The sequence below is a fragment of the Methyloversatilis sp. genome, assembly GCF_030698125.1.
Lineage (GTDB): Bacteria > Pseudomonadota > Gammaproteobacteria > Burkholderiales > Rhodocyclaceae > Methyloversatilis.
Map to the genome: position 1 here is coordinate 1 of NZ_JAUYNV010000042.1, position 22,518 is coordinate 22,518.

At 66.7% G+C, this 22,518-nt stretch carries 19 protein-coding genes and 2 pseudogenes; 16 read left to right on the forward strand and 5 right to left on the reverse strand.

The features are described from left to right. From Q8Q80_RS14680 to Q8Q80_RS14700, 5 genes and pseudogenes are all read left to right on the forward strand, one after another. A pseudogene (locus Q8Q80_RS14680) lies at positions 1–243 on the forward strand (chemotaxis protein); the annotation flags it as partial. Between the two features lie 28 nt (positions 244–271). After that, on the forward strand, positions 272–2,530 hold the full coding sequence (locus tag Q8Q80_RS14685; RefSeq protein WP_305633627.1) for a response regulator: 2,259 nt from the start codon (positions 272–274) through the stop codon (positions 2,528–2,530). A 16-nt stretch (positions 2,531–2,546) separates the two neighbouring features. Further along, the gene (gene cheB / locus Q8Q80_RS14690; RefSeq protein WP_305633628.1) at positions 2,547–3,614 is read left to right on the forward strand and encodes a chemotaxis-specific protein-glutamate methyltransferase CheB; all 1,068 of its coding nucleotides are present in this window, start codon (positions 2,547–2,549) and stop codon (positions 3,612–3,614) included. Further along, positions 3,614–7,558, forward strand: coding sequence for a response regulator (locus tag Q8Q80_RS14695; protein ID WP_305633629.1), 3,945 nt, complete (start codon positions 3,614–3,616; stop codon positions 7,556–7,558). Before cheB ends, Q8Q80_RS14695 begins: the two co-directional genes overlap by 1 nt. A gap of 22 nt (positions 7,559–7,580) precedes the next feature. After that, positions 7,581–8,783, forward strand: a complete 1,203-nt coding sequence (locus Q8Q80_RS14700; protein ID WP_305633630.1) for an EAL domain-containing protein — start codon at positions 7,581–7,583, stop codon at positions 8,781–8,783. A gap of 93 nt (positions 8,784–8,876) precedes the next feature. On the opposite strand, the gene Q8Q80_RS14705 is transcribed toward Q8Q80_RS14700, so the two are convergent. The 3 genes from Q8Q80_RS14705 to Q8Q80_RS14715 all read right to left on the reverse strand — a co-directional run bounded on the left by Q8Q80_RS14705 (position 8,877) and on the right by Q8Q80_RS14715 (position 10,511). Next, positions 8,877–9,530 (reverse strand): pyridoxamine 5'-phosphate oxidase family protein, encoded by a 654-nt coding sequence (locus tag Q8Q80_RS14705; RefSeq protein ID WP_305633631.1) that lies wholly within the window; start codon positions 9,528–9,530, stop codon positions 8,877–8,879. Between the two features lie 147 nt (positions 9,531–9,677). Then, positions 9,678–10,301, reverse strand: a complete 624-nt coding sequence (locus tag Q8Q80_RS14710) for an outer membrane beta-barrel protein (RefSeq protein WP_305633632.1) — start codon at positions 10,299–10,301, stop codon at positions 9,678–9,680. A 3-nt stretch (positions 10,302–10,304) separates the two neighbouring features. Beyond that, the gene (locus Q8Q80_RS14715; RefSeq protein WP_305633633.1) at positions 10,305–10,511 is read right to left on the reverse strand and encodes a hypothetical protein; all 207 of its coding nucleotides are present in this window, start codon (positions 10,509–10,511) and stop codon (positions 10,305–10,307) included. Here Q8Q80_RS14715 and Q8Q80_RS14720 point away from each other — a divergent pair. After that, on the forward strand, positions 10,510–11,400 hold the full coding sequence (locus Q8Q80_RS14720; RefSeq protein WP_305633634.1) for a dienelactone hydrolase family protein: 891 nt from the start codon (positions 10,510–10,512) through the stop codon (positions 11,398–11,400). The two genes, Q8Q80_RS14715 and Q8Q80_RS14720, sit on opposite strands and share 2 nt — an antisense overlap. Positions 11,401–11,731: 331 nt before the next feature. On the opposite strand, the gene polA is transcribed toward Q8Q80_RS14720, so the two are convergent. Further along, on the reverse strand, positions 11,732–14,455 hold the full coding sequence (gene polA, locus Q8Q80_RS14725) for a DNA polymerase I (RefSeq protein ID WP_305633635.1): 2,724 nt from the start codon (positions 14,453–14,455) through the stop codon (positions 11,732–11,734). 53 nt (positions 14,456–14,508) lie between these two features. Between polA and Q8Q80_RS14730 the strand changes: the two genes are divergently transcribed. The 10 genes from Q8Q80_RS14730 to Q8Q80_RS14775 all read left to right on the forward strand — a co-directional run bounded on the left by Q8Q80_RS14730 (position 14,509) and on the right by Q8Q80_RS14775 (position 22,006). Next, complete coding sequence (locus Q8Q80_RS14730; RefSeq protein ID WP_305611218.1) at positions 14,509–15,237, forward strand: TIGR00730 family Rossman fold protein; 729 nt, start codon at positions 14,509–14,511, stop codon at positions 15,235–15,237. 119 nt (positions 15,238–15,356) lie between these two features. Next, positions 15,357–15,716, forward strand: coding sequence for a DUF2782 domain-containing protein (locus Q8Q80_RS14735; RefSeq protein ID WP_305633636.1), 360 nt, complete (start codon positions 15,357–15,359; stop codon positions 15,714–15,716). Positions 15,717–15,760: 44 nt separating this feature from the next. After that, on the forward strand, positions 15,761–16,717 hold the full coding sequence (locus tag Q8Q80_RS14740) for a homoserine kinase (protein ID WP_305633637.1): 957 nt from the start codon (positions 15,761–15,763) through the stop codon (positions 16,715–16,717). Continuing rightward, positions 16,708–17,514 carry a BPSS1780 family membrane protein gene (locus Q8Q80_RS14745; protein WP_305633638.1) on the forward strand — a complete coding sequence of 269 codons (807 nt, stop codon included), beginning with the start codon at positions 16,708–16,710 and terminating at the stop codon, positions 17,512–17,514. The genes Q8Q80_RS14740 and Q8Q80_RS14745 overlap by 10 nt, the downstream gene beginning before the upstream one ends. Then, positions 17,507–18,181, forward strand: a complete 675-nt coding sequence (gene nadD / locus Q8Q80_RS14750; protein WP_305633639.1) for a nicotinate-nucleotide adenylyltransferase — start codon at positions 17,507–17,509, stop codon at positions 18,179–18,181. Before Q8Q80_RS14745 ends, nadD begins: the two co-directional genes overlap by 8 nt. Positions 18,182–18,189: 8 nt before the next feature. After that, a complete protein-coding gene (rsfS, locus tag Q8Q80_RS14755) occupies positions 18,190–18,585 on the forward strand; it encodes a ribosome silencing factor (protein ID WP_257079872.1) in 396 nt (131 codons plus the stop codon). Next, positions 18,582–19,052 (forward strand): 23S rRNA (pseudouridine(1915)-N(3))-methyltransferase RlmH, encoded by a 471-nt coding sequence (gene rlmH, locus Q8Q80_RS14760; RefSeq protein WP_305633640.1) that lies wholly within the window; start codon positions 18,582–18,584, stop codon positions 19,050–19,052. The genes rsfS and rlmH overlap by 4 nt, the downstream gene beginning before the upstream one ends. Next, the gene (locus tag Q8Q80_RS14765; protein ID WP_305633641.1) at positions 19,049–19,687 is read left to right on the forward strand and encodes a nucleoside triphosphate pyrophosphatase; all 639 of its coding nucleotides are present in this window, start codon (positions 19,049–19,051) and stop codon (positions 19,685–19,687) included. The genes rlmH and Q8Q80_RS14765 overlap by 4 nt, the downstream gene beginning before the upstream one ends. Before the next feature lie 64 nt (positions 19,688–19,751). Next, the gene (gene rng, locus Q8Q80_RS14770) at positions 19,752–21,206 is read left to right on the forward strand and encodes a ribonuclease G (RefSeq protein ID WP_305633642.1); all 1,455 of its coding nucleotides are present in this window, start codon (positions 19,752–19,754) and stop codon (positions 21,204–21,206) included. A gap of 176 nt (positions 21,207–21,382) precedes the next feature. Beyond that, positions 21,383–22,006 (forward strand): Arm DNA-binding domain-containing protein, encoded by a 624-nt coding sequence (locus Q8Q80_RS14775; protein WP_305633643.1) that lies wholly within the window; start codon positions 21,383–21,385, stop codon positions 22,004–22,006. Here the strand turns inward: Q8Q80_RS14775 and Q8Q80_RS14780 are convergent. Continuing rightward, positions 21,993–22,518 (reverse strand): annotated as a pseudogene (locus tag Q8Q80_RS14780) (ISAs1 family transposase); the annotation flags it as partial. The gene Q8Q80_RS14775 and the pseudogene Q8Q80_RS14780 sit on opposite strands and share 14 nt — an antisense overlap.

Below are 22,518 nucleotides of genomic sequence, written 5' to 3' on the forward strand. Positions count from 1 at the left end.
GCCAGCGAATCCATCCGCCAGCTCGCCGACAGCGTCAACGAAGCCGCCCAGGCCGCCACGCAGATCGCCGCTTCCAGCCAGCAGCAGATGATAGGCATGGACCAGATCGCCCTGGCCATGGACAACATCAAGCAGGCCAGCGCACAGAACGTCGCCGGCACCCGCCAGGCCGAACTTGCCGCGCGCAGCCTGCACGAACTCGGCGTCAGGCTGGGTGCGCTGGTGGGGGCGTCCGCCGCCTGAGGCGACGCGCCCGACCAGGACCGATCCCATGGCCACGAAGAACGAAGCACTGCTGCAGCGGCTCCTCGCGACGTTCCGGGTCGAGGCGGACGAGCACATCAAGGCGATGGCCTCGGGCCTGCTCGCGCTCGAGAAGATGGCGCCCGGGCAGGAAGCAGCGGCTGTCATCGAAACGGTTTTCCGCGAGGCGCACAGCCTCAAGGGCGCGTCGCGGGCGGTGAATCTGCTGTCGGTCGAATCGCTGTGCCAGGCGCTGGAAAGCGTGCTGGCGGGGTTGAAGAACGGTCGCCTCGCGGTATCGCTGCCGCTGCTCGACCTGTTGCTGCGGGCCATCGGCGCGCTCGGCGAACAGCTGGCCGACGGCGCCGCTGCCTCGCCTGCGGTCAAGCCGGCGCATGCCGCGCTGATCCGCCAGCTCGACCGCTCGGCCAGCGGCCTGCTGCCGCCGGCCGGGGTGGCCGGAACGCCGGTCGACGCGCCTCTGCCGCCCCCGGCGCACGCCCCGCAGGCGGTGCTGCCGGAGGCCGGCGCCGGCTCCGTCCGCATCGCCACGGCGAAACTCGACGCCGTGATGCGCCAGGTCGAGGAACTGCTGTCGCCGCGCCTGGCGGCGCGCCAGCGCGCGCTCGAACTGGGCGAGGCGGCGGCCACGGTCGCCGCCTGGAAGAAGACCCGCCTGCAGGTGCAGCCGGCCCTGCGGCGGATCGAACGGGCGGCCCTGCGCGCCAACGGCGCCGCCCCGGCCAACGGCGGCAAGGAAGTCCAGAAGGTGCTCGAATACCTCGATGGCGAGCACCGCTTCATCGCCACGCTCGAAGACCGCCTGAGGCGACTGAACAAGTCGGCCGCGCGCGACCAGCGTGCGCTGGCCGGCATGACCGACGGCCTGCTCGACGACGTGCGGGAAATGCAGCTGCTGCCGTTCGCCTCGCTGTTCGATCTCCTTCCCCGCCTCGCCCGCGACCTCGCGCGCGAGCAGGGCAAGGAGGTGGAACTGGTGCTGCGCGGCGGCGACATCGAACTGGACCGGCGCATCCTGGAAAACCTGAAAGACCCGCTGATCCACCTGCTGCGCAACGCCATCGACCACGGCATCGAAACACCGGCGGCACGCCGGGCCGGCGGCAAGCCGGCCCTTGGCACGGTCACCCTCGCGGTGTCGCAGCCGGATAGCGGCAAGATCGAACTCGTGGTCGGCGACGACGGCGCCGGCATCGACGGCCCGCAGGTCGCGGCCGCGGCGAGAAAACTCGGCCTGGCGGTCGACTGCGACGTCGAAACGCTGTCGCTGGTGTTCCAGTCGGGGCTGTCCACCAGCCCCATCATCACCGACGTGTCGGGACGGGGGCTCGGGCTGGCGATCGTGCGCGAAAAGGTCGAGCGCCTCGGCGGCAGCGTTGCGATCGAATCGAAGCCGTGCGCCGGCACGCTGTTCCGCCTCGTGCTGCCAATGGCGCTGGCCACCTTCCGCGGCGTGCTGGTACGTGTCGGCGAATACCTGTGCGCCATTCCGGCGGTCGGCATCGAACGCGTCGCCCGCGTGGCGAGCCAGGACATCCGCACGGTGGAAAACCGTGACGCCGTGCTGATGGGCGATCGCCTGGTGTCTCTCGTCAGCCTGGGCGACGTGCTGGAAATGCCGCCCACCGCGGCGAACGACAAACGCCCCGTGCGGCCGGTGGTCGTACTCGGCCGGGACGAGGCGCGCGTCGCCTTCCGGGTCGATGAAATCGTCGGCGAGCAGGAAATCCTGGTCAAGCCGCTCGGCCCGCAACTGGCGCGGGTGCGCAATGTCGCCGGCGCCAGCATGCTGGGCACCGGCCAGGTGGTGCCGGTGCTGAACGTGGCCGACTTGCTGAAGTCGGCCGCGCGGGACATCGCGCCGCGCCGCGCCGCCGCGCCGGTCGAACTGGCGCCGGGCACCAAGCGCTCGGTGCTGGTGGCGGAAGATTCGATCACTTCGCGCTCGCTGCTGAAGAACATCCTGGAGTCGGCCGGCTACGCGGTCACCACCGCGGTCGACGGCATGGACGCCTACACGACGCTGCGCAGCGCGCACTTCGACGTACTGGTGTCGGACGTGGAAATGCCGCGCATGGACGGCTTCGACCTGACCGCCCGCGTGCGCGCCGACAAGCAGCTGGCGGAACTTCCGGTGGTGCTGGTGACCGCACTCGAATCGCGCGAGCACCGCGAGCGCGGCATCGACGTCGGCGCCAACGCCTATATCGTCAAGAGCAGCTTCGACCAGAGCAATCTGCTGGAAGTCGTCCGCCGACTGACATGAACAGAGAGGTCGGCCATTGATCAAGGTTCTGGTGGTGGAAGATTCGCCGGTGGTGCGCGACTTCCTCGTACTCATCCTCGGTGCCGATCCGGGCATCGACGTGATCGGCACCGCCCGCGACGGCGAAGAGGCGATCGAGGCGGTGCGCCGGCTGCGCCCTGACGTGGTGACGATGGACATCCACATGCCCCGGCTCGACGGGCTGGAAGCCACCCGCCGGATCATGGAAACCGATCCGACGCCCATCGTCATCGTCAGCGGCAGCGACAGCACGAACGAGGTGGTGACCACCTTCGACGCGATGGAGGCGGGCGCGCTGGCGGTGCTGCGCCGACCGACCGGCATCGGTCACCCGGAGCACGAAACGGGTGCCCGCGAACTGGCGCAGACGGTGAAGCTGATGGCCGAAGTGAAGGTGGTGCGCCGCTGGCCGCGGGCGCGCCGCGGCGCACCCGCCCCGCGCCCGGTCGAAATGGGCCTGGCGCAGGAACCGGCGAAGCTGCGCATCGTCGCCATCGGCGCGTCGACCGGCGGGCCGCCGGCGCTGCAGACCATCCTCGCCGCGCTGCCGAAAACCTTTCCGGCGCCGATCGCCATCGTCCAGCACATGGCCAGCGGTTTCAGCCGCGGCTTCATGGAATGGCTGGCGCTGACCTCGGCGCTGCCGGTGAAACTTGCCGAGCACGGCGAATCCATGGTGGCCGGGCAGGTCTATCTGGCGCCGGACGACAGGCAGATGAAGGTGGCCCGCCCCAACCGGATCCTGCTGATGCCGGACCCGCCGGAGAACGGCCTGCGTCCGTCGGTGTCCTGCCTGTTCCGCTCGGTGGCCGAGGTCTATGGCTGCGACGCCGTGGCCTGCCTGCTCACCGGCATGGGGCGCGACGGCGCCGAAGAACTGCGGCTGCTGAAGGAAAGGGGCGCGGTCACCTTCGCCCAGGACAAGGACAGTTCCGTGGTGCATGGCATGCCGGGCGAGGCGATCCGGCTTGATGCGGCAATGCTGGTGCTGTCGCCCGAAAAAATCGCCGCCGTACTGACCAGCCTGGCGAACAACGGCCACGCGCGGTGGAGGAACCCGTGATGAATCCAGATCGCCGCGTCCAGATACTCATCGCCGAAGACAGCGCGACCCAGGCGCAACTGCTGCAGATGCTGCTGGAAGAGAACGGCTACGCCGTCGTCACCGCCCCGCATGGCCGGGCGGCGCTGGCGGCGCTGGCGACATGCGAGCCCGCGCTGGTCATCAGCGACGTCATGATGCCGGAGCTCGACGGCTACGGCCTGTGCAGCGCCATCAAGGCAGACCCGCAGTTCAAGCACATCCCGGTCATGCTGGTGACGACGCTGTCCGACCCGGACGACGTCATCCGCGGCCTCGAATGCGGCGCCGACAATTTCATCCGCAAGCCCTACGACGAGAAGTACCTGCTGTCGCGCATCCACTACCTGCTGATGAACGTCGAGCTGCGCAAGAACCAGCGCATGCAGATGGCGCTGGAAATCGACATCGGCGGCAAGAAGCATTTCATCACCGCCGAGCGGCAACAGATACTCGACCTGCTGGTGTCGACGTACGAGCAGGCGGTGAGCGTCAACAGCGAACTGAAGCAGCGCGAACGGGAACTGGCGCATTCCAACCAGATGCTGCGCGGGCTCAACCACATCGCCGAAGGCCTGAACAACGCGACCAGCGAACACAAGGTGGCGGAGGCCGCGCTCGAACGGGCACTCGAACTGCCCGGCGTGCAGGCCGGCTGGATATTCCTGCGCAGCGGCGAATCGGGCTTCCGCCTCGCTGCCTCCTGCGGCCTGCCGCCGGCGCTCGAAGCGCCCGGCGCGTTCGACGGCGACTGCGCCTGCCGGCGCAACCTGCCGAGCGAAGGCGTCAATGCGGTCACCAATATCGTCCATTGCGAACGGCTGGCGCGGGCGACCAGCGGCACGCGCGGCCTGACCTGCCACGCCAGCGTGCCGCTGTGGCTCGACGAGAAGCGCCTGCTCGGCGTGATGAACCTGGTCGGCGCGGGGAACGGCATGTTCGACGAAGACCAGTTCGAGGTGCTGCACAGCATCGGCAACCAGGTGGCGGTGGCGATCGAGCGCGCCCGCCTGCGCGAAGACCTCGAAGCACTGGTGGTGGAGCGCACGGCCAAGCTCGTCGCCGAGATCGAGGAACGGAAACGGATCGAGCGGGAACAGGCGCGGCTGGTGGCGATCATCGAGGCGACGCCGGATTTCGTCGGCACCGCCGGCCTCGACGGCCAGCCGATCTTCCTGAACCGCGCCGGCCTGAAGATGCTCGGCTTCGAACCCGACCACGGCGTGACACGGCTGCGCATCGCCGATACCCACGCCGGCTGGGCGGCGAAGCGGGTGGTCGAAGTCGGCATTCCGTACGCCATCGAACATGGTTCGTGGAGCGGCGAAACTGCCCTGCTGCGTCGGGACGGCTCGGAAATGCCGGTGTCGCAGGTGATCATCGCGCACAAGAACGCCGACGGCGCGGTCGAGTTCTTCTCGACCATCATGCGCGACATCAGCCAGCGCGTGGAGGCGGATCGCGCCATCCAGGAAGCGCTGACGACGCTGGACGCGACCGAGGACGGCGCCTTCATCTTCGACCCCGATACGTTGCGCTTCAGCTATGCCAACGAGGGCGCGGTGCGCCAGGTGGGCTACACGCGCGACGAACTGCTCGACATGACGCCGCTGGCGATCCACCCGGACTTCGACGAGGCGCAGTTCCGCGACTTGCTGATGCCGATGATCCGCGGCGAACTGCGCACCTTCCGCTGCACCACGCGCTATCGCCACAAGGACGGGTACGACATCCCGGTCGAGGTCAATTTCCAGTACGTCGCGCCGCCCGGCGAGAAGGCGCGCTTCATCGCCATCGCCCGCGACGTCACCGAGCGGCAGCGCAGCCTGTTCGAACTCGAACGGGCGACGGTCGAACTCGAATCGGCCAACTCGGCGCTCGAGCGCGAACGCACGCTGCTCACCGTGCGGGTGGCCGCCCGCACCGCCGAACTGACCGCCGCCAACGACGAACTGGCGCGGGCCAAGGTTGCGGCGGAAGAGGCGTCGCAGGCGAAAAGCGCCTTCCTGGCCGCGATGAGCCATGAAATCCGCACGCCGATGAACGGCGTGGTCGGCATGGTGGACGTGCTGGCGAAAAGCCACCTGTCCGAACACCAGGCCGAACTGGTGCGCATCGTCCGCGAGTCGGCCAATTCCCTGCTCGGCATCATCGACGACATCCTCGACTTCTCGAAGATCGAGGCGGGCCGGCTCGACCTCGAACACACGCCGCTGTCGGTGGCCGACCTGGTCGAAGGCCTGTGCAATTCTCTGGTCCCGGTCGCCACGCACCGCGGTGTGGACCTCGCCCTGTTCATTTCGCCCGACGTCCCCGAGCGCGTGTTGTCGGACGACGTGCGGCTGCGCCAGCTGCTCTACAACCTGGTGGGCAACGCGATCAAGTTTTCGGCCGCCCGCCCGGGCAAGCGCGGCCGCGTGGCGGTGCGCGTCGAAGTCGTCGACCGGTCGCCGCTGCGGCTGGCGCTGCGGGTGAGCGACAACGGCATCGGCATGACGGCGGAAACGGTCGGCGCCCTGTTCACACCCTTTACCCAGGCCGAGGTGTCGACCACCCGGCGTTTCGGCGGCACTGGCCTGGGGCTGGCCATCTGCAAGCGTCTGATCGACCTGATGCAGGGCGATATCACGGTCGACAGCACGCCGGGCACGGCGTCCACCTTCACCGTCACGCTGCCGTTCGACGTACCCGACGAACAACCCGTGCGTGCGCTGCCCGACCTGTCGGGGCTCGACTGCATCGTGCTGGACGGCCCGAACATCCATGCCGACGACCTGCGCACCTACCTCGAACACGCGGGCGCGCGGGTGCACCGGGCGGGCGACGCAAGCTCTCCGGTCGATGCCGCCTCGCGCACCGGCCAACCGGTCGTGCTGATACAGGAAGCCGGGCCGGGCGCGCCGCCCGAAGCACCGTACAACCCGATGGCTGCCCTGCCCGATGTCCGCCACCTGCTGATCACCCGCGGCCGGCGTCGCCGGGCCCGGCTGGAGAGCGCCGACAACACGGTCACGCTCGACGGTGACGCGTTGCGACGGCTGGCCCTGCTGCGCGCCGTGGCCGTCGCGGCCGGCCGGGCCTCGCCGGAAATCTTCCACGAGCGCGACCCGGATTCGCTGACGGTGGACAACCCGCCGCCGACCATCGCCGAAGCGCGGGCGCAGGGCCGGCTCATCCTGGTCGCCGAAGATGACGAGATCAACCAGAAAGTCATCCTGCAGCAGCTCGCGCTGCTCGGCTACGCGGCGGAGATCGCCGGCAACGGCGTCGAGGCGCTGCGCATGTGGCGCGACGGCTGTTACGCCCTGCTGCTCACCGACCTGCACATGCCGGAGATGGACGGCTACACGCTGGCCGAGAACATCCGCCGTGACGAGACGGGGCAACTCCCCATGCCCATCCTCGCGCTGACCGCCAACGCGATGCGCGGCGAGGCGAACCGCGCGCGCGCCGCCGGCATGAACGAATACCTGACCAAGCCGGTGTCGCTGAACACGCTGCAGGCCATGCTGGAGAAATGGCTGCCGCGTGGCGACGACGCAATCCCCGCCGCCCTGCCCCGGCCCAAGGCGTACGACGCGGACGCCCCGGTGGTCGATCTCGACGTGCTGAAAAGCCTGGTGGGCGACCAGCCCGACACGGTGCGCGACTTCCTCGTCGAGTACCTGAAGACGGCGCGGCGCATGGCCGGCGAAATCCACGCGGCGATCGCCGCCGGCAACGCGCGCCATGCCGGCGCCATCGCCCACAAGCTCAAGTCATCGTCGCGCGCGGTCGGCGCCCTGGCGCTGGGCGACGTATGCGCCGGGCTGGAAAATCTCGGGCGGGCGGAAAACAAGACCGCCATCGCACAGGGCCTCGCCCTGTTCGACGCGGCCTGGGCTAAAGTCGAAGCTGATATCGGCCGCTTCCTCGGTAAATATTGAGAAAAACAACAAGTGCAATGCCATGAAAATACTGCTCGTTGATGATGAGCCCTTCGCGCTCAAGCTGTTGTCGCACCAGATGGCCAGCCTCGGCTTCGCCGACAGCGTTTCGATGGAACACGCGGCCGATGCCATCACGCTGCTCGAATCCGGCACGGAAACTTTCGGCCTGATCTTTTGTGACCTGCAGATGCCCGGCATGGACGGCGTCGAGTTCATCCGCCAGCTGGCCCGCATCGGCTACGGCGGCGGTCTCGTGCTGGTGAGCGGGGAAGATGCCCGCATCCTGCAGACCGCGGAAAAGCTGTCGAAGGCGCACCGCCTGGCGGTGCTCGGTTCGCTGCACAAGCCGGTATCGTCGCAGCAAGTGGAACAGCTGCTGGCCAACCATGCGCCGCCCGCCCGCTCGACCTCGAACACCGAGCGCAAGACCTACGGACCGGACGAACTGTCGCGCGCCATCGACGGCGGACAGCTGGTGAACCACTACCAGCCGAAGGTGGACGTGCGCTCCGGCGCGCTCGTCGGCGTGGAGACGCTGGTGCGCTGGAGCCACCCCGAAGACGGCCTGGTGTTTCCGGACCAGTTCATCGCCACCGCCGAAGAACACGAGCTGATCGACGCGCTGACGCACGCCGTGCTGACCGCCGCGCTGCCCCAGTCGCGCCGGTGGATGGACGCCGGCCTGCACCTGCACGTCGCGGTGAACGTGTCGATGGATAACCTGGGTTCGCTCGGATTTCCCGACTGGGTGGCCCGGGCGGCCGAGGTGGCCGGCATGCCGCTGACCAACCTGGTGCTGGAAGTGACGGAAAGCCGGCTGATGAGCAACCCGCTGGCGTCGCTCGACATCCTGACCCGCCTGCGCCTGAAGCACATCGGCCTGTCGATCGACGACTTCGGTACCGGCCACTCGTCGCTGGCGCAGCTGCGCGACATCCCGTTCGACGAACTCAAGGTCGATCGCGGCTTCGTGCACGGCGCCGGTTTCGATCCGCCGCTGCGCACCATCTTCGAAGCCAGCCTGGGCATGGCGCAGCAGCTCGGCATGAAGACCGTGGCCGAAGGCGTCGAAGACCTGACCGACTGGGCGCTGCTGCGCGCGTCGGGCTGCGACACCGCGCAGGGCTATTTCATCGGCCGGCCGATGCCGGCGGCCGACCTGCCCGGCTGGCTGGCCGACTGGCAGAACCGCCTGCCGGCGCTGCTGGCCGTCGGCGAGTGAAGGCGGCTGATGGCCTGACCGTCCCCGCAGCCGAAGCCGTCACTTGCATTTGCGGGCCGGCAACACGCGGGGCTCGGGCGCGGCGCAACGACGTCAGCCGTCGCCGCGCGCCACCTTGGCCTGGTAGTCTTCGAGCGTGATGACGCCTTCCTTTTCGGCGCGCGCGACCTCGTGCCCGGGCAGCACGTCCTGCACCATGTCGAGCCGCTTCCACAGCGCGAGCGGCGTTTCGCAGGCGGCCTTCGGCACGTACTTCGACTGGTCCAGTTTCCTGTAGCGGTGGATGTAGCGCGGGCAATTCACCCATACCTTGGTCACCGTGACCCGCACCAGATACTTCGCTTCGGTGTAGCCGGCCATCAGCGGGTGGTCGCGCAGGAATTCGGCCGTGCCCTGCACGCGCACGCGGTGCGGCGTCTCGAAGTCGATGAACAGCAGGCCGACGCGCGCCTGCCCGACGATGTTGCCCATCGAGTAGAACATGCCGTTGCCGTCGTAGCCGGGGAACACCAGCGTCTGCGCGTCGATGATTTTCACGACGCCGGTCGGTCCGCCCTTGTACGACACGGTCGGGTTGCCTTCCGGATCGACGGTCGACAGGAAAAACATGTCGCGCCCCTCGATGAAGGCCTTTTCCTCGTCCGTGATCGTTTCGTGCACCCAGTTCTGGTCCAGCATGTCGGCCAGTTTCGTGGTGCCGAATTCCTGCTGCAGCGCGCGGTGTTCGTCGGCGTAGATTGAAGCCATGTCTCCTCCTGTCGGTCTGTGTTCCCGCGTACGGCGTCAGCCGTCGCACGCATCCGGGACCCGGGCGCCGGAGCAGGATACCGCAGCGGAACACCCGGCCGCGCGGGCCGGGTCTGGAGAACAAACGGAGAGCAGAAGGAGGGTGGATCAGAAGCGGAAGATCGCGCCGAGCGACCAGGTGTCGATGTCGCCGCTGCCGGTGTTGCTGCCGCCGAGGCTGTCGTAGCGGGTGTATTCGCCACGCAGTCCGATCGACGGCGTCAGTGCGTAGCCTACGCCGGCGCCATACAGGCCGCTCCAGTCGCGGTCCTGCGCCGTGCCGGCGGCCGCACCGCCGGGGCCCGTCACGTCGACATCGGCTTCGACCTTGGCGTGGATGCCGCCGAGCCGCCCGAATATCGAGAACTTCTCGCCCACCGGCAGGATGCCCAGTACCGATGCGGTCCAGCCGTGGGCATCAAGCTGCGCACGCGCACCGCCACCGGTGAAGCTGGCCCGGTAGCGCGCGCTGCCGAAGTCGGCATAGCCCAGTTCGAACGCCAGGTAGGGGTTGAGCTGATAGCCGAGTGACAAGCCGTAGTGCGTGTCATGCTCATCCACGCTGGAACGCAGGCCGGTGGCACCGGCCGACACCAGAACTGCGTCGGTCTCGCTGCGATCCATGTCGACGTTCGAGCGGCCGAGCGAAGCGCCGACATAGAAGTCGCCGGCCAGAGCGGATGACGCAGCGAGCGACAGCATGGCGAGGCACAACAGCGAAGGTTTTGTCATCGTTCAATACTCCTTTGGAATGGAGCGGCGGAGTATATAGACATGACAAATACAAAATACCTGATGCATTGAGCGGTGTATCACCGTTACAACACCCGGGAATTCCCGCTGCGCATCGAGGTCGATCAACGCGGTACCCGCTTGCACCTGCAGGCGGCCCGGTGCATCGTGCGCCGGCCACACGACACGGCTACGCAGGGGATTCAGCATGAAACGCAAGACAGCGAAGGATTTCGCGCCCGAAGTGATGGCGCTGTTCGATCACTATGTGCACGGCGCCATCGACCGGCGCGGCTTTCTCGACGCCGCCGCACGTTTTGCGGTCGGCGGCGTGACCGCAACGATGCTGCTGGAGGCGCTCAGCCCGAACTTCGCGCAGGCGCAGCAGGTGAAGCCGGACGATCCGGCGCTGAAGACCGATTACGTCGAGTACGCCACACGTGGCGGCTACGGCAAGGTGCGCGGTTACCTCGCGAGACTGGCGCAGCCGACCGGCCCGCTGCCGGCGGTCCTTGTGGTGCACGAAAACCGCGGCCTGAACCCGCACATCGAAGATGTCACGCGCCGCCTCGCGCTTGAGGGCTATCTGGCGCTGGCGCCCGACGCGCTTTACCCGCTCGGTGGTTATCCGGGCAATGAAGACATGGCGCGCGAACTGTTCCAGCAGCTGGACCAGAAAAAGACGCGCGAGGACTTCGTGTCACTGGCGCTCGCCTTCCGTGCGCACGACTTCGGCAATGGAAAACTGGGTGTGGTCGGCTTCTGCTACGGCGGCGCCATCGCCAATTTCCTCGCGACGAAACTGCCCGACCTGAATGCCGCGGTGCCGTTCTACGGCACCCAGCCCCCGCTGGAAGACGTGCCGGCGATCCGCGCGCCGCTGCTGATCCACTACGCCGACCAGGATGAAAAGGTGAATGCCGGCGCCACGCGCTATGACGCGGCGCTGGTCAATGCCGGCAAGAAATATCAGACGTATGTCTATCCGGGCACGCTGCACGGCTTCCACAACGACACCACTCCGCGCTATGACGAGCGCGCCGCCCGACTGGCCTGGCAGCGCACGCTTGATTTCTTTGCGCAGCATTTGCGTGCCTGACGCCCGGTGAGCCTCCGGTCGGAGCGGACCCTGTCCGCGATGCGCACGCTGATCAAGCGCCGTCGCGATTTCGAAGGCCAGAATCGCCTGCGGGGCAGGCTCCTACGAAGGGCAAACCGTCGCGGTTCTCGTAGGAGCCTGCCCCGCAGGCGATGCGATCTCCGATCATGCGTTGTCGCGCGATTCACGTGCGGATCGCGGACAGGGTCCGCTCCTACAACGGGCAACACCGTCGCAGTTTTCGCAGGAGCCGTCCCACGGGCGGCGAGCGTTGCTCGCCGAAACCCCCGATCCGGCCCTGCAGGCGATGCGGACGCTGACCGCGCGCCGCTCAGTGCGCCTCGTCCCAGTTCAGGCCGACACCCGCGTCGACCTTCAGCGGCACCGACAGCTGTGCCACGCCCTCCATCAGCGCGGGCACGCGCTCGCGTACGAGGTCGATTTCGGTGTCGGGCACTTCGAGCACCAGTTCGTCATGCACCTGCAGCACCAGCCGCGTGCCGAGTTGTTCGCGGTCGAGCCAGCCTGATACGGCAATCATCGCCAGCTTGATCAGGTCGGCCGCCGTGCCCTGCATCGGCGCATTGATCGCGGCGCGTTCGGCGCCCTGACGGCGAGCAACCTGGGCGGCGCGGATTTCCGGCAGTTGCAGCCGGCGGCCGAACACGGTTTCGACCCAGCCCTGTTCCCTCGCCAGCGCGCGGGTTTCGTCCATGTAGCGCGCGACACCGGGGTAGCGCGCGAAGTAGCGGTCGATCCAGCCCGCCGCGGCGGCGCGCTCGATGCCCAGGTTCTTCGCCAGCCCGTGCGCGCTCATGCCGTAGATCAGACCGAAGTTGATCACCTTGGCGTAGCGGCGCTGTTCGCTGCTGACTTCGTCCGGCGGCACGCCGAACACTTCGGATGCGGTCGCGCGGTGCACGTCCTCGCCGTCGGCGAAGGCCTGCAGCAGACGGGCGTCCTGCGACAGGTGGGCCATGATGCGCAGTTCGATCTGCGAATAGTCGGCACTCACCAGCCGGTGACCCGGCGGAGCGATGAAGGCGGAGCGGATGCGCCGGCCTTCCGCGGTGCGCACCGGTATGTTCTGCAGATTGGGGTCGACCGACGACAGCCGCCCGGTCACCGCCACCGCCTGGCTGAAGCTGGTGTGCACGCGGCCGGTGTCGGCGCGCACCATGCGCGGCAGCTTGTCGGTGTAGGTGCCCTTGAGCTTGGCGAGGCTGCGGTATTCGAGGATGAGCGCCGGCAGCGGGTAGTCCAGCGCCAGTTGCGACAGCACTTCCTCGTCGGTCGACGGCGTGCCGCTCGGCGTCTTCTTGATCACCGGCAGCTTCTCGCGCTCGAACAGGATTTCCGCCAGCTGCTTCGGCGAATTGATGTTGAAGGGCTGCTTCGCAGCGGCGTGGGCGCGCGCCTCCAGATCGATCATCTTCTGACCCAGCTCGTTGCTTTGCGCGGCCAGCGAGCCGACGTCGAGCAGCACACCGGTGCGCTCCATGTCGAACAGGATCTGCGACACCGGCAGTTCGATGTCCCTGTATATATATGCAAGCTTGCTGTCGGCCTGGATGCGCGGCGCCAGCACCCCGTGCACGCGCAGCGTCACGTCGGCATCTTCGGCGGCGTAGTCGGTGGCGCGGTCGATCGCGACCTGGTCGAAGCCGATGCGCGAGGCGCCCTTGCCGGTCACCTCGTCGTAGCTGATCACCTTCAGGCCGAGGTGGCGGGTGACCAGCGCGTCCAGGCTGTGGCTGCGGTCGGCATCCAGCACATAGCTTTCCAGCAGCGTGTCATCGACCACGCCGGCCAGCCGGATGCCGTGGTTGGCAAACACGTGGCGGTCGTACTTGAGGTTCTGCCCGAGCTTGCCGTGCGCGGCCGATTCCAGCCAGGGCTTGAGCCGGGCCAGCACGGCGTCGCGCGGCAGCTGTACCGGTGCGTCGGGATAGCAGTGCGCCAGCGGAAGATAAGCGGCCAGGCCTGCTTCCAGCGCGAAGCTCATGCCGACCAGTTGCGCCTCCATTGGCTCCAGGCTGGTGGTTTCGGTGTCCAGCGACACCACGGCGGCGCCATCCAGCAGCGTCAGCCAGCGCTCGAACGCCGGCCAGTCGAGCAGGGTTTCGTACTGCGCGCGGTGGCTGCCTTCCGGTTCGGTGGACGGCGTGGCGTCTGCGGCCGGTGCCGGCGCGTTTACGGTCTTCTTCGAACCCTTCGACAGTTCTTCCAGCAGGCCGCGGAAGCCATAGCGTTCGTAGATCGGGCGCAGCGCGTCGGCGCTTTCGCCGTCCGACGTCAGTGACTCAAGCGGCTGCGGCAGTTCGACATCGCACTTCACCGTCAGAAGCTGGCGCGCCAGCGGCAGGAAGGCGAGGTGGGCGCGCAGGTTTTCGCCCACCTTGCCGCCGATCTCGTCCGAATGCGCGACGATTTCGTCGAGCGAGCCGTACTGCTGCATCCACTTCACAGCCGTCTTCGGCCCGCACTTGTCGACGCCGGGCACGTTGTCCACGCTGTCGCCGATCAGTGCGAGGTAGTCGACAATGCAGGCCGGCGTCACACCGAATTTGGCCAGCACGCCGGCTTCGTCCAGTTTCTCCTCGCTCATCGTGTTCACCAGCGTTACGTGCCGGTTCACCAGCTGCGCCAGGTCCTTGTCGCCGGTGGAAATGACGCAGTCGATGCCGCGCGCGGTAGCCTGCGCCGACAGGGTGCCGATCACGTCGTCGGCTTCGACGCCGTCGATCATCAACAGCGGCCAGCCGAGTGCGCGCACCGCGTCGTGAATGGGCGCAATCTGCGCTGCGAGCTCTTCCGGCATCGGCGGACGGTGACTTTTGTAGTCCGGATACCAGTCGTCGCGGAAGGTCGGGCCCTTGGCGTCGAACACACACGCGCGGTAGTCCGCCTTGTAGTCGCTTGCCAGCCGCCTTAGCATGTTGATGACACCGCGCAGTGCGCCGGTCGGCTCGCCCTGGGCATTGCGCAGGTCGGGCATGGCGTGGAAGGCGCGGTACAGGTAGGACGAACCATCGACAAGCAGCAGCGTGGGCATGGCGGATTCCGTGATTGCTCAGCGCGCCATTATCAACCCCGGACCCCCTCCCCATGAGCGCGAAAGACAAACTTCCCGGCATGATCGACCCCGGTGACGCGGCACGCGCCAGCAGTGCGCGCGAGGCCTGGCGCATCTTCGGCATCATGGCCGAATTCGTCGAGGCGACCGAAAGGCTGCAGGCCATCCGCCCGGCGGTCAGCATTTTCGGCAGTGCGCGTACGCCGCGCGAACATCCGTATTACGACCTGACCGAGCGCATCGCGCGCCAGCTGTCGGACGCAGGCTTTTCGGTCATTTCCGGCGGCGGGCCGGGCATCATGGAGGCAGCCAACAAGGGTGCCTTCCACGGCAAATCACCCAGCGTCGGGCTGAACATCCAGTTGCCGATGGAACAGAGCGCCAATGTCTATCAGGACATTTCGCATTCGTTCGAGCACTTCTTCGCCCGCAAGTACATGTTCGTGCGCTTCGCCGCCGCCTATGTCGTGATGCCGGGCGGTTTCGGTACGCTGGACGAGCTGATGGAGGCGCTGACGCTGATCCAGACCCGCAAGAGCCGCAGCATCCCCATCATCCTGGTGCATACGCCGTTCTGGCAGGGGCTGATCGACTGGTTCCGCAGCACCTTGGTCAGCGAAGGCATGATTTCCGCTTCCGACATCGATCTGGTGCAGCTGATCGACGATCCGGCCGAGGTGGTCGAGGCGATCTTCCGACATTACGAGAACCGCAGCTTCCTGCCGTTGCCTGAGGAACATGAAGCCATGCTGAATCTGTAGATCCAGCACACTGGATTCAATACACAGGATTCAAGATGCAAGGAAACAACGGGCCGGTCCATGCGTTGCCGGGAAGCGCGGGTGCCTCTGTTAAACTGCCGGATCACAAAGGATTTTCGATGCGACCGCTACTTTCTGCCGCCCTGATTGCCGCCTCGCTGGCGGTGGCTGCCCCGCCGGTGTTCGCCCAGGCCGACCAACCGGCCGGGCTGCAGCCCATTCCGGAACCGCCGCCGCCGCCGCTGCCACTTGAGGGCGGCGACGTGACTACCGAGCCGCAGGTGACCATCATCCAGAAAGCCGATGAGCGGGTCGAGGAATACCGCATGAACGGCAAGCTTTACATGATCAAGGTGACGCCGTCGCACGGCGTGTCCTACTATCTGATGGACGAGAACGGCGGCGGCGTGATGACACGTTACGACGATCTCGATCAGGGTCTGCGCGTCCCGAAATGGGTCATCTTCTCGTTCGACTGACCTGCATGCGCCGCCGGCGCGTGCCCAACTTCCGAAACTGATACGTGTCTGTCTTCACCACCGTCACCGCAGACGAGTTGCGCGACTGGCTGAAGAATTACTCCATCGGCCATCTGCTGTCGCTGGAGGGAATTCCCGCCGGCATCGAAAACACCAATTACTTCGTCGACACCTCGCACGGTCGCTACGTGCTGACGCTGTTCGAAAAGCTCACGCGCGCCGAACTGCCGTTCTATGTGCACCTGATGGCGCATCTGTCGCGCCACGGCATTCCATGTCCGGCGCCAATCGCCGACCGCGACAACGAATACCTCGGCACGCTCAACGGCAAGCCGGCGATGCTCGCCACGAGACTGGCCGGCAAATCGCAGATGGCACCGCAGGCGCCGCACTGCGCCGCCGTCGGCGGCATGCTGGCGACCATGCATGTGGCCGGCCAGAGCTACGGGCGACGCTTCGCCAATCCGCGCGGCTACGACTGGTGGCGCGCCGCTGCGCCGCAACTGCTTGATTTTCTCGATGCCGACAACCGCGCGCTGCTCGAATCCGAGATGGCCTTCCAGGTCGCGTCGCGCGACGGCGGCGCCTGCGCCGGTTTGCCGGCCGGCGTGGTGCACGCCGACCTGTTTCGTGACAACTGCCTGATGGACGGCGAGCGCATCGGCGGCATCATCGATTTCTACTTCGCCGGCGACGACTACCTGCTGTTCGATCTCGCGGTGACGATGAATGACTGGTGCTCCGACGAGTCTGGCGAGTTGGTAGCCGATCGCGCCGATGCGATGCTCGCCGCTTACCGCGACGAACGCCCGCTGTCCGACGCCGAACACCGCGCGTGGCCGCTGATGCTGCGCGCTGCGGCGCTGCGCTTCTGGCTGTCGCGGCTTTATGACTTCCACCTGCCGCGTGATGGAGAGATGGTGCACAAGCACGACCCGAAGCGCTTCCGCGACATCCTGCGCGCCCGCATCCGTGCTGGCGACGCCCTGCCATGGCAGTGAATCTGCAGGCGCGCGCGCTGCCGGCGCTGGCCGGCTGGTCGTGGATCAGCGGCGGTTTCGCGCTGTTCCGCCGCAATCCGCCGCTGATGACCGCGCTCACCATGGGTTATCTGCTGGTGATGGTGTTCCTGAACATCGTGCCGCTGATCGGCCCGGTGCTGGTCGCCGTCTGCCTGCCGGTCATGTCGGTCATCGTGTTCAATGGCGCACGCCTGCTCGACAAGCAGCTTGATGTGTCGACCGAGGTGCTCAAGACCGGTCTGGCCGAGAACCTGCGACCGCTGGTCCAGCTCGGTTTCGTACATCTGACTGGCTCGCTGGTCGTCGTGCTGATCCACACCCTGCTGTTCGCCGCGCCTGACGTGCCGCTGGCGGAAGCCGACGAAGAGGCTTTCACGCGCACGCTGATGCAGCTGCTGCCGCTGGTGCTGCCGCTGATCCTGATCATGTGGTTTCCGCCCTACCTGATCGCGACCCAGGGCATCAAGCTCGGCAAGGCGCTGTTTTTCGGCGCGGTCGCCGTGCTGCGCAACGCCGGCGCCTTCATCGTGTACTTCGCTGGCGCGGCGGTGCTCGGCGTCGGTCTGCCGGTGCTGGTGATCCAGCTGATCGGCAACGACGAAGGCATCGCCAGCCTGTTGCGCATCGGCGTGCGCATGACGCTGCTGTTCGTGCTGGTGCCGACGCTGGCCGCCAGCCTGTACGTGAGTTTCCAGCAGGTGTTCGCGCAACTGCCTGAGCCTGAGCCCGAATCCGAGCCGGACCCCGAACCGCCCGAAGACGCCGCCGATGAGTGAGCAGCGGCCAGCCGGTGCGGGCTCCGGCATGCCTCTGGGTATCTTCGGCGGGTCGTTCGACCCGGTGCATCTGGGCCATCTGCGGCTGGCCGAAGAAGCGCTCGAAACGCTGCAGCTCGAGCGCGTGCGCTGGATTCCGGCCGGTCAGCCGTGGCACCGCGACGCGCTGCGCACCGACGCGGCGCACCGGCTCGCCATGGTGCGGCTGGCCACCGCGTCGAACCCCGCGTTCGAAGTCGATGCTCGCGAAGCGGAAGCGGGCGCACCGGGTTACACGGTCGACACGCTGCAGGCGCTGCGCGCAGAGCTGGGCGTAGAGCGCGCGCTGGTACTCATCCTCGGCGCCGACGCATTCAGCCAGCTGCACACGTGGCAGCGCTGGAAGTCGCTGTTCGAACTGGCGCACATCGGTCTGGCGACGCGTGCCGGTCAGGCCGTCGACCCGGCCGCGCTCGATGGCGCACTGGCGACCGAACTGTCCGCCCGCCTGCAGCACGACCCGGCGGTGCTGCGCGCGGCGCCGGCCGGCGCCATCGTACCGTTCGACATGACGGCACTGGCCATTTCGGCCACCGATCTGCGGGCACGACTGGCGCGCGGCGCCAGCTGCCGCTATCTTGCTCCGACAGGCGTGCTCGATTACATCCGCCATCACCGGCTTTACTGAGAGAATTCATGGAAATCAATGCACTGCAGGCGCTGGTGGTCGACGCGCTGGAAGACATCAAGGGCAAGGACATCGAAGTGATCGATACGTCCAACTTCAATGCCCTGTTCGACCGGTTGGTCATCGCCAGCGGTGACTCGAACCGGCAGACGCGCGCGCTCGCACGTCACGTGCAGGAAAAGGCCCGGGAAGCCGGGGCGCAGGTGATCAGCGTCGAAGGCGAAGAAACCGGCGAGTGGGTGCTGGTCGATCTCGGCGATCTGGTGGTGCACGTCATGCAGCCGGCGGTGCGCGCCTATTACAACCTCGAAGAGCTGTGGTCGGGCTCGGCCAAGCCGTCCGACCGCTCGGCCGCGGCCGCGCGCAGCCCCGGCGTACGCGGCCGCGGACCGGACGCGCGTTGAAGCTGCGGGTGATCTGTGTCGGGCACCGCATGCCCGGCTGGGTCGATGCCGGCGTCGAAGAATTTGCCCGCCGCATGCCGCGCGAGTCGCCACTCGTGTTCACCGAAATCAAGGCCGAGCCGAGAACCCAGGGCAAGCCGGTCGATGCACTGCTCGACGCCGAGCGCGTGCGCATCGAACAGGCGATCCCGCCGCGCGCGCGCATCGTCGCCCTCGACGAGCGCGGCGACGACCTGACCACGGTGGCGCTGGCCGAGCGGCTGCGCCGCTGGCGCGACGGCGGTGACGACGTCGCACTGCTGATCGGCGGCCCGGACGGCCTCGCGCCCGCGCTGAAAACGCGCGCCCACGAGCTGATCCGCCTGTCCAGCCTCACCCTGCCGCACGCATTGGCCCGCCTGCTGCTCGCCGAAGCGTTGTATCGTGCAGCCAGCCTCGAATCCAATCATCCTTATCACAGAGAATGAGTCTTTCGACCACTGTACCGCCCGCGCTCTACCTGGCATCGCGCAGCCCGCGCCGGCGTGAATTGCTGACCCAGATCGGCGCCCCCTTCCTCGTATTGCCCTTTCGCGGGCTGCCGCGCGAAGACATCGACGTGCTGGAAGACGTGCGCGACGGCGAAGATGCCGAAGCCTACGTCGTGCGCGTGGCGCGCGCCAAGGCAGTCGGCGGCGAACAGCGCCTGTCCTGGCGGCGTCTGTCTTCCGGGCTGGTGTTGTCGGCCGACACGACGGTCGAAATCGACGGTGAAATCCTGGGTAAACCGGCGGACGCGGCTGACGCCACGCGCATGCTCGGGCTGCTGTCCGGCCGCAGTCACCGCGTATTGACCGCGGTTGCGGTTGCGGTTGCGGTCAGCGACGGGCGCCGGCTCGAACACGTGCTGTCGATCTCCACCGTGCGTTTCTCGCCGCTCGACGCGCGCGACATCGAACGTTACGTCGGCTCCGGCGAACCGATGGACAAGGCCGGTGCCTATGGCATTCAGGGGCGTGCCGGTGCATTCGTCGAACACATCGAAGGTTCCTACACCGGCATCGTCGGCCTGCCGCTGAATGAAACATGGCAGCTGCTGCGTCGCTTCGGGCTCCATTTCTGACTGAGTTTCTGACTGAATTTTCGAGCGAGATTCCGCCATCCCACCCTTCCCGGTCCGTGCAGTCATGAACGATCAATTCCTCATCAACTTCACGCCGCAGGAAACGCGGGTGGCACTGCTTCAGCAAGGCGCCGTGCAGGAACTGCACATCGAGCGCAGCAGCGCGCGCGGCATCGTCGGCAATGTCTATCTCGGACGCGTCGTGCGCGTGCTGCCGGGCATGCAGTCCGCCTTCATCGATGTCGGGCTCGAACGCACCGCCTTCCTGCACGTGGCCGACATCTGGGAAGCGCGCCAGAACGGTGATGCGCCCAAACCGATCGAACGCCTGCTGACCGAAGGCCAGAGCGTGCTGGTGCAGGCGCTGAAAGACCCGATCGGCACCAAGGGCGCGCGCATGTCGACCCAGATCAGCATCGCCGGCCGGCTGCTGGTGCATCTTCCGCAGGACCGTCACATCGGCATTTCGCAGCGCATCGAGGCAACCGAAGAGCGCGAGGCGCTTCGCACGCGCATCCAGGCGCTGCTGCCGCAGGAAGATCCGGGCGGCTACATCGTGCGCACCATGGCCGAATGCGCCAGCGACGAAGAGCTGTCGGCCGACATCGCCTACCTGCGCAAGATCTGGCAGGAAATCCGCAACCGCGCGAAGACCGCCAAGCCGCCGGCACTGGTGTTCGAAGACCTTACGCTGGGCCAGCGCGTGCTGCGCGATCTGGTGTGCGCTGAAACGCAGAGCATCCAGGTCGACTCGCGCGAAAACTACGTCAAGCTGCGCGCCTTCGCCGAGGAATACATGCCGCAGCTGACCAAGCTGCTTGAGCATTACACCGGCGAGCGGCCGCTGTTCGAACTGCACAGCGTCGAAGAGGAAATCGAAAAGGCGCTGGCGCGTCGCGTCGACCTGAAGTCGGGTGGCTACCTGATTTTCGACCAGACCGAAGCGATGACCACCATCGACGTGAACACCGGCGGTTTCGTCGGCTCGCGCAATTTCGACGAAACCATTTTCAAGACCAATCTCGAAGCGGCACACCAGATCGCCCGCCACCTGCGGCTGCGCAATCTGGGCGGCATCATCCTGATCGATTTCATCGACATGGAAAACGACGAGCACCGCACCCAGGTGCTGGCCGAACTGAACAAGGCGCTGTCGCGCGACCACACCAAGATTTCGGTCAGCGGCTTCACCTCGCTCGGTCTGGTCGAAATGACCCGCAAGCGCACCCGCGAATCGATCGCCCACGTGCTGTGCGAAACCTGTCCCACCTGCGACGGCCGTGGCGAAGTGAAGACCGCGCAGACCATGAGCTTCGACATCCTGCGTGAGCTGCTGCGCGAAGCGCGCCAGTTCAGCGCGAAGGAATTCCGCATCCTCGCCCACCCCAAGGTGGTCGATCTTTTCCTCGAAGAAGAGTCGCAGGCGCTGGCCATGCTGTCCGACTTCATCGGCAAGCCGATTTCGCTGCATGCCGAATCGAGCTATTCGCAGGAGCAGTTCGACATTGTTCTGCTGTGAGGTTTCGTGGCGTTCCGCCACGTCTCACTTGCCACACGAAAACGCCGATAAAGCAAGGCGTTTGCGGGTTTCGTTGATTTTCCAGTCTCTTGACGTCTCACCCCGTACTGCCAAAATTGGGTAGCTAGCTGGGTAGCCAGTGGGTAGCTGCTACTCCAGAACAACCTGGGGTACATATGGCACGAGACAAAGGACTGCTGACGGACCTGCAGATCAGGCACTGGATCAAGGCGGGCACGCCGCTGGCCAAGGCTGACGGCAATGGCCTGACCTTCACGCTGTCGGCGGCAGGGGCGACGTGCTGGGTCCTTCGCTATCGCTATGGCGGGCGCCGACGTGAGCTGTCGATCGGGCGCTACCCCGACATCAGCCTGGCCGACGCACGGGGCATCGCCACCATCAAACGGGAAGAGGTGATGCAAGGCCGCAACCCGGCCGCCGACAAGCAGAAGGCCAAAGCCACCGCAGCGAAGGACTGGACGGTACGCGAACTGGTCAAGGACTACCGGGCGAAGAAGCTCGTGAATCTGGCCGAGAGCACGCAGGTGAGCTACGGGCGCCACCTCAAACGCATCGAGAACAAGCTCGGTGCGCTGACGGTGCGCGAAATCGAGGCCTCCGAGGTGGTCGCGCTGATCGAGGCCAGTTCGTTGACCTGGGGCGAGTCCAACATGCTGCTGATCACCACCAAATGCCTGTTCACCCACGCCTGCGGGATGAGCGAAGACTGGGCAGGCATTGACGCCCGGCGACTGGGTCCAGACCCAGGGCCGTCGCACTCGAAAGTCATAACGGTTTGATCCCGAGCATGGCCATACGAATGTCGTCGTCCCAGGCTGCACGTTTGCGCTTTCGGCGCAGGCTGGCCTTGGCAGTGTCAGAGGTATCGGTGCGAATCAGGTTGAGCACCATCTTCTTCAGCAGCGACAGGTTTTGCGGCGCATGATCGCGGCGCACCGCGCAGGCGTCCTCGCCGAACTGCACGTCAAGCATCCAGTGCAGCCGGTTCTCGATGCCCCAGTGCGCCCGGGGCGGCATGGGCCAGCTCGTCGGCGCTCAGATCGCGCGAACTCAGGTAGTAGCGGAACTCAGGTTCGGCGTACCGTTCGCCCTCGACCCGCTGTGTGAGGATGCGACCGATCGAACAGCATCCGGGCCATGGCTGCGTTCTACGTCTTCATGCCGAGGCTGCGCAACGGCGCGGTCGATGAAGGCATCTTCGATCACGCGCAACAAGGTCGGCTGGTTGCCCTTGACCGCCAGCAGATAGTCGCCACCCTGCGCGACGATGCGCTCGGCGATTGCCTTCTGG

Excerpts from the sequence above, each read along its gene's own strand:
- Q8Q80_RS14685 (WP_305633627.1), top strand. The coding sequence starts at position 272 with ATGGCCACGAAGAACGAAGCACTGCTGCAGCGGCTCCTCGCGACGTTC.
- Q8Q80_RS14695 (WP_305633629.1), top strand. The coding sequence starts at position 3,614 with ATGAATCCAGATCGCCGCGTCCAGATACTCATCGCCGAAGACAGCGCG.
- Q8Q80_RS14700 (WP_305633630.1), top strand. The coding sequence starts at position 7,581 with ATGAAAATACTGCTCGTTGATGATGAGCCCTTCGCGCTCAAGCTGTTG.
- Q8Q80_RS14705 (WP_305633631.1), bottom strand. The coding sequence starts at position 9,530 with ATGGCTTCAATCTACGCCGACGAACACCGCGCGCTGCAGCAGGAATTC.
- Q8Q80_RS14710 (WP_305633632.1), bottom strand. The coding sequence starts at position 10,301 with ATGACAAAACCTTCGCTGTTGTGCCTCGCCATGCTGTCGCTCGCTGCG.
- Q8Q80_RS14720 (WP_305633634.1), top strand. The coding sequence starts at position 10,510 with ATGAAACGCAAGACAGCGAAGGATTTCGCGCCCGAAGTGATGGCGCTG.
- Q8Q80_RS14715 (WP_305633633.1), bottom strand. The coding sequence starts at position 10,511 with ATGCTGAATCCCCTGCGTAGCCGTGTCGTGTGGCCGGCGCACGATGCA.
- polA (WP_305633635.1), bottom strand. The coding sequence starts at position 14,455 with ATGCCCACGCTGCTGCTTGTCGATGGTTCGTCCTACCTGTACCGCGCC.
- Q8Q80_RS14730 (WP_305611218.1), top strand. The coding sequence starts at position 14,509 with ATGAGCGCGAAAGACAAACTTCCCGGCATGATCGACCCCGGTGACGCG.
- Q8Q80_RS14735 (WP_305633636.1), top strand. The coding sequence starts at position 15,357 with ATGCGACCGCTACTTTCTGCCGCCCTGATTGCCGCCTCGCTGGCGGTG.
- Q8Q80_RS14745 (WP_305633638.1), top strand. The coding sequence starts at position 16,708 with ATGGCAGTGAATCTGCAGGCGCGCGCGCTGCCGGCGCTGGCCGGCTGG.
- nadD (WP_305633639.1), top strand. The coding sequence starts at position 17,507 with ATGAGTGAGCAGCGGCCAGCCGGTGCGGGCTCCGGCATGCCTCTGGGT.
- rsfS (WP_257079872.1), top strand. The coding sequence starts at position 18,190 with ATGGAAATCAATGCACTGCAGGCGCTGGTGGTCGACGCGCTGGAAGAC.
- Q8Q80_RS14765 (WP_305633641.1), top strand. The coding sequence starts at position 19,049 with ATGAGTCTTTCGACCACTGTACCGCCCGCGCTCTACCTGGCATCGCGC.
- rng (WP_305633642.1), top strand. The coding sequence starts at position 19,752 with ATGAACGATCAATTCCTCATCAACTTCACGCCGCAGGAAACGCGGGTG.
- Q8Q80_RS14775 (WP_305633643.1), top strand. The coding sequence starts at position 21,383 with ATGGCACGAGACAAAGGACTGCTGACGGACCTGCAGATCAGGCACTGG.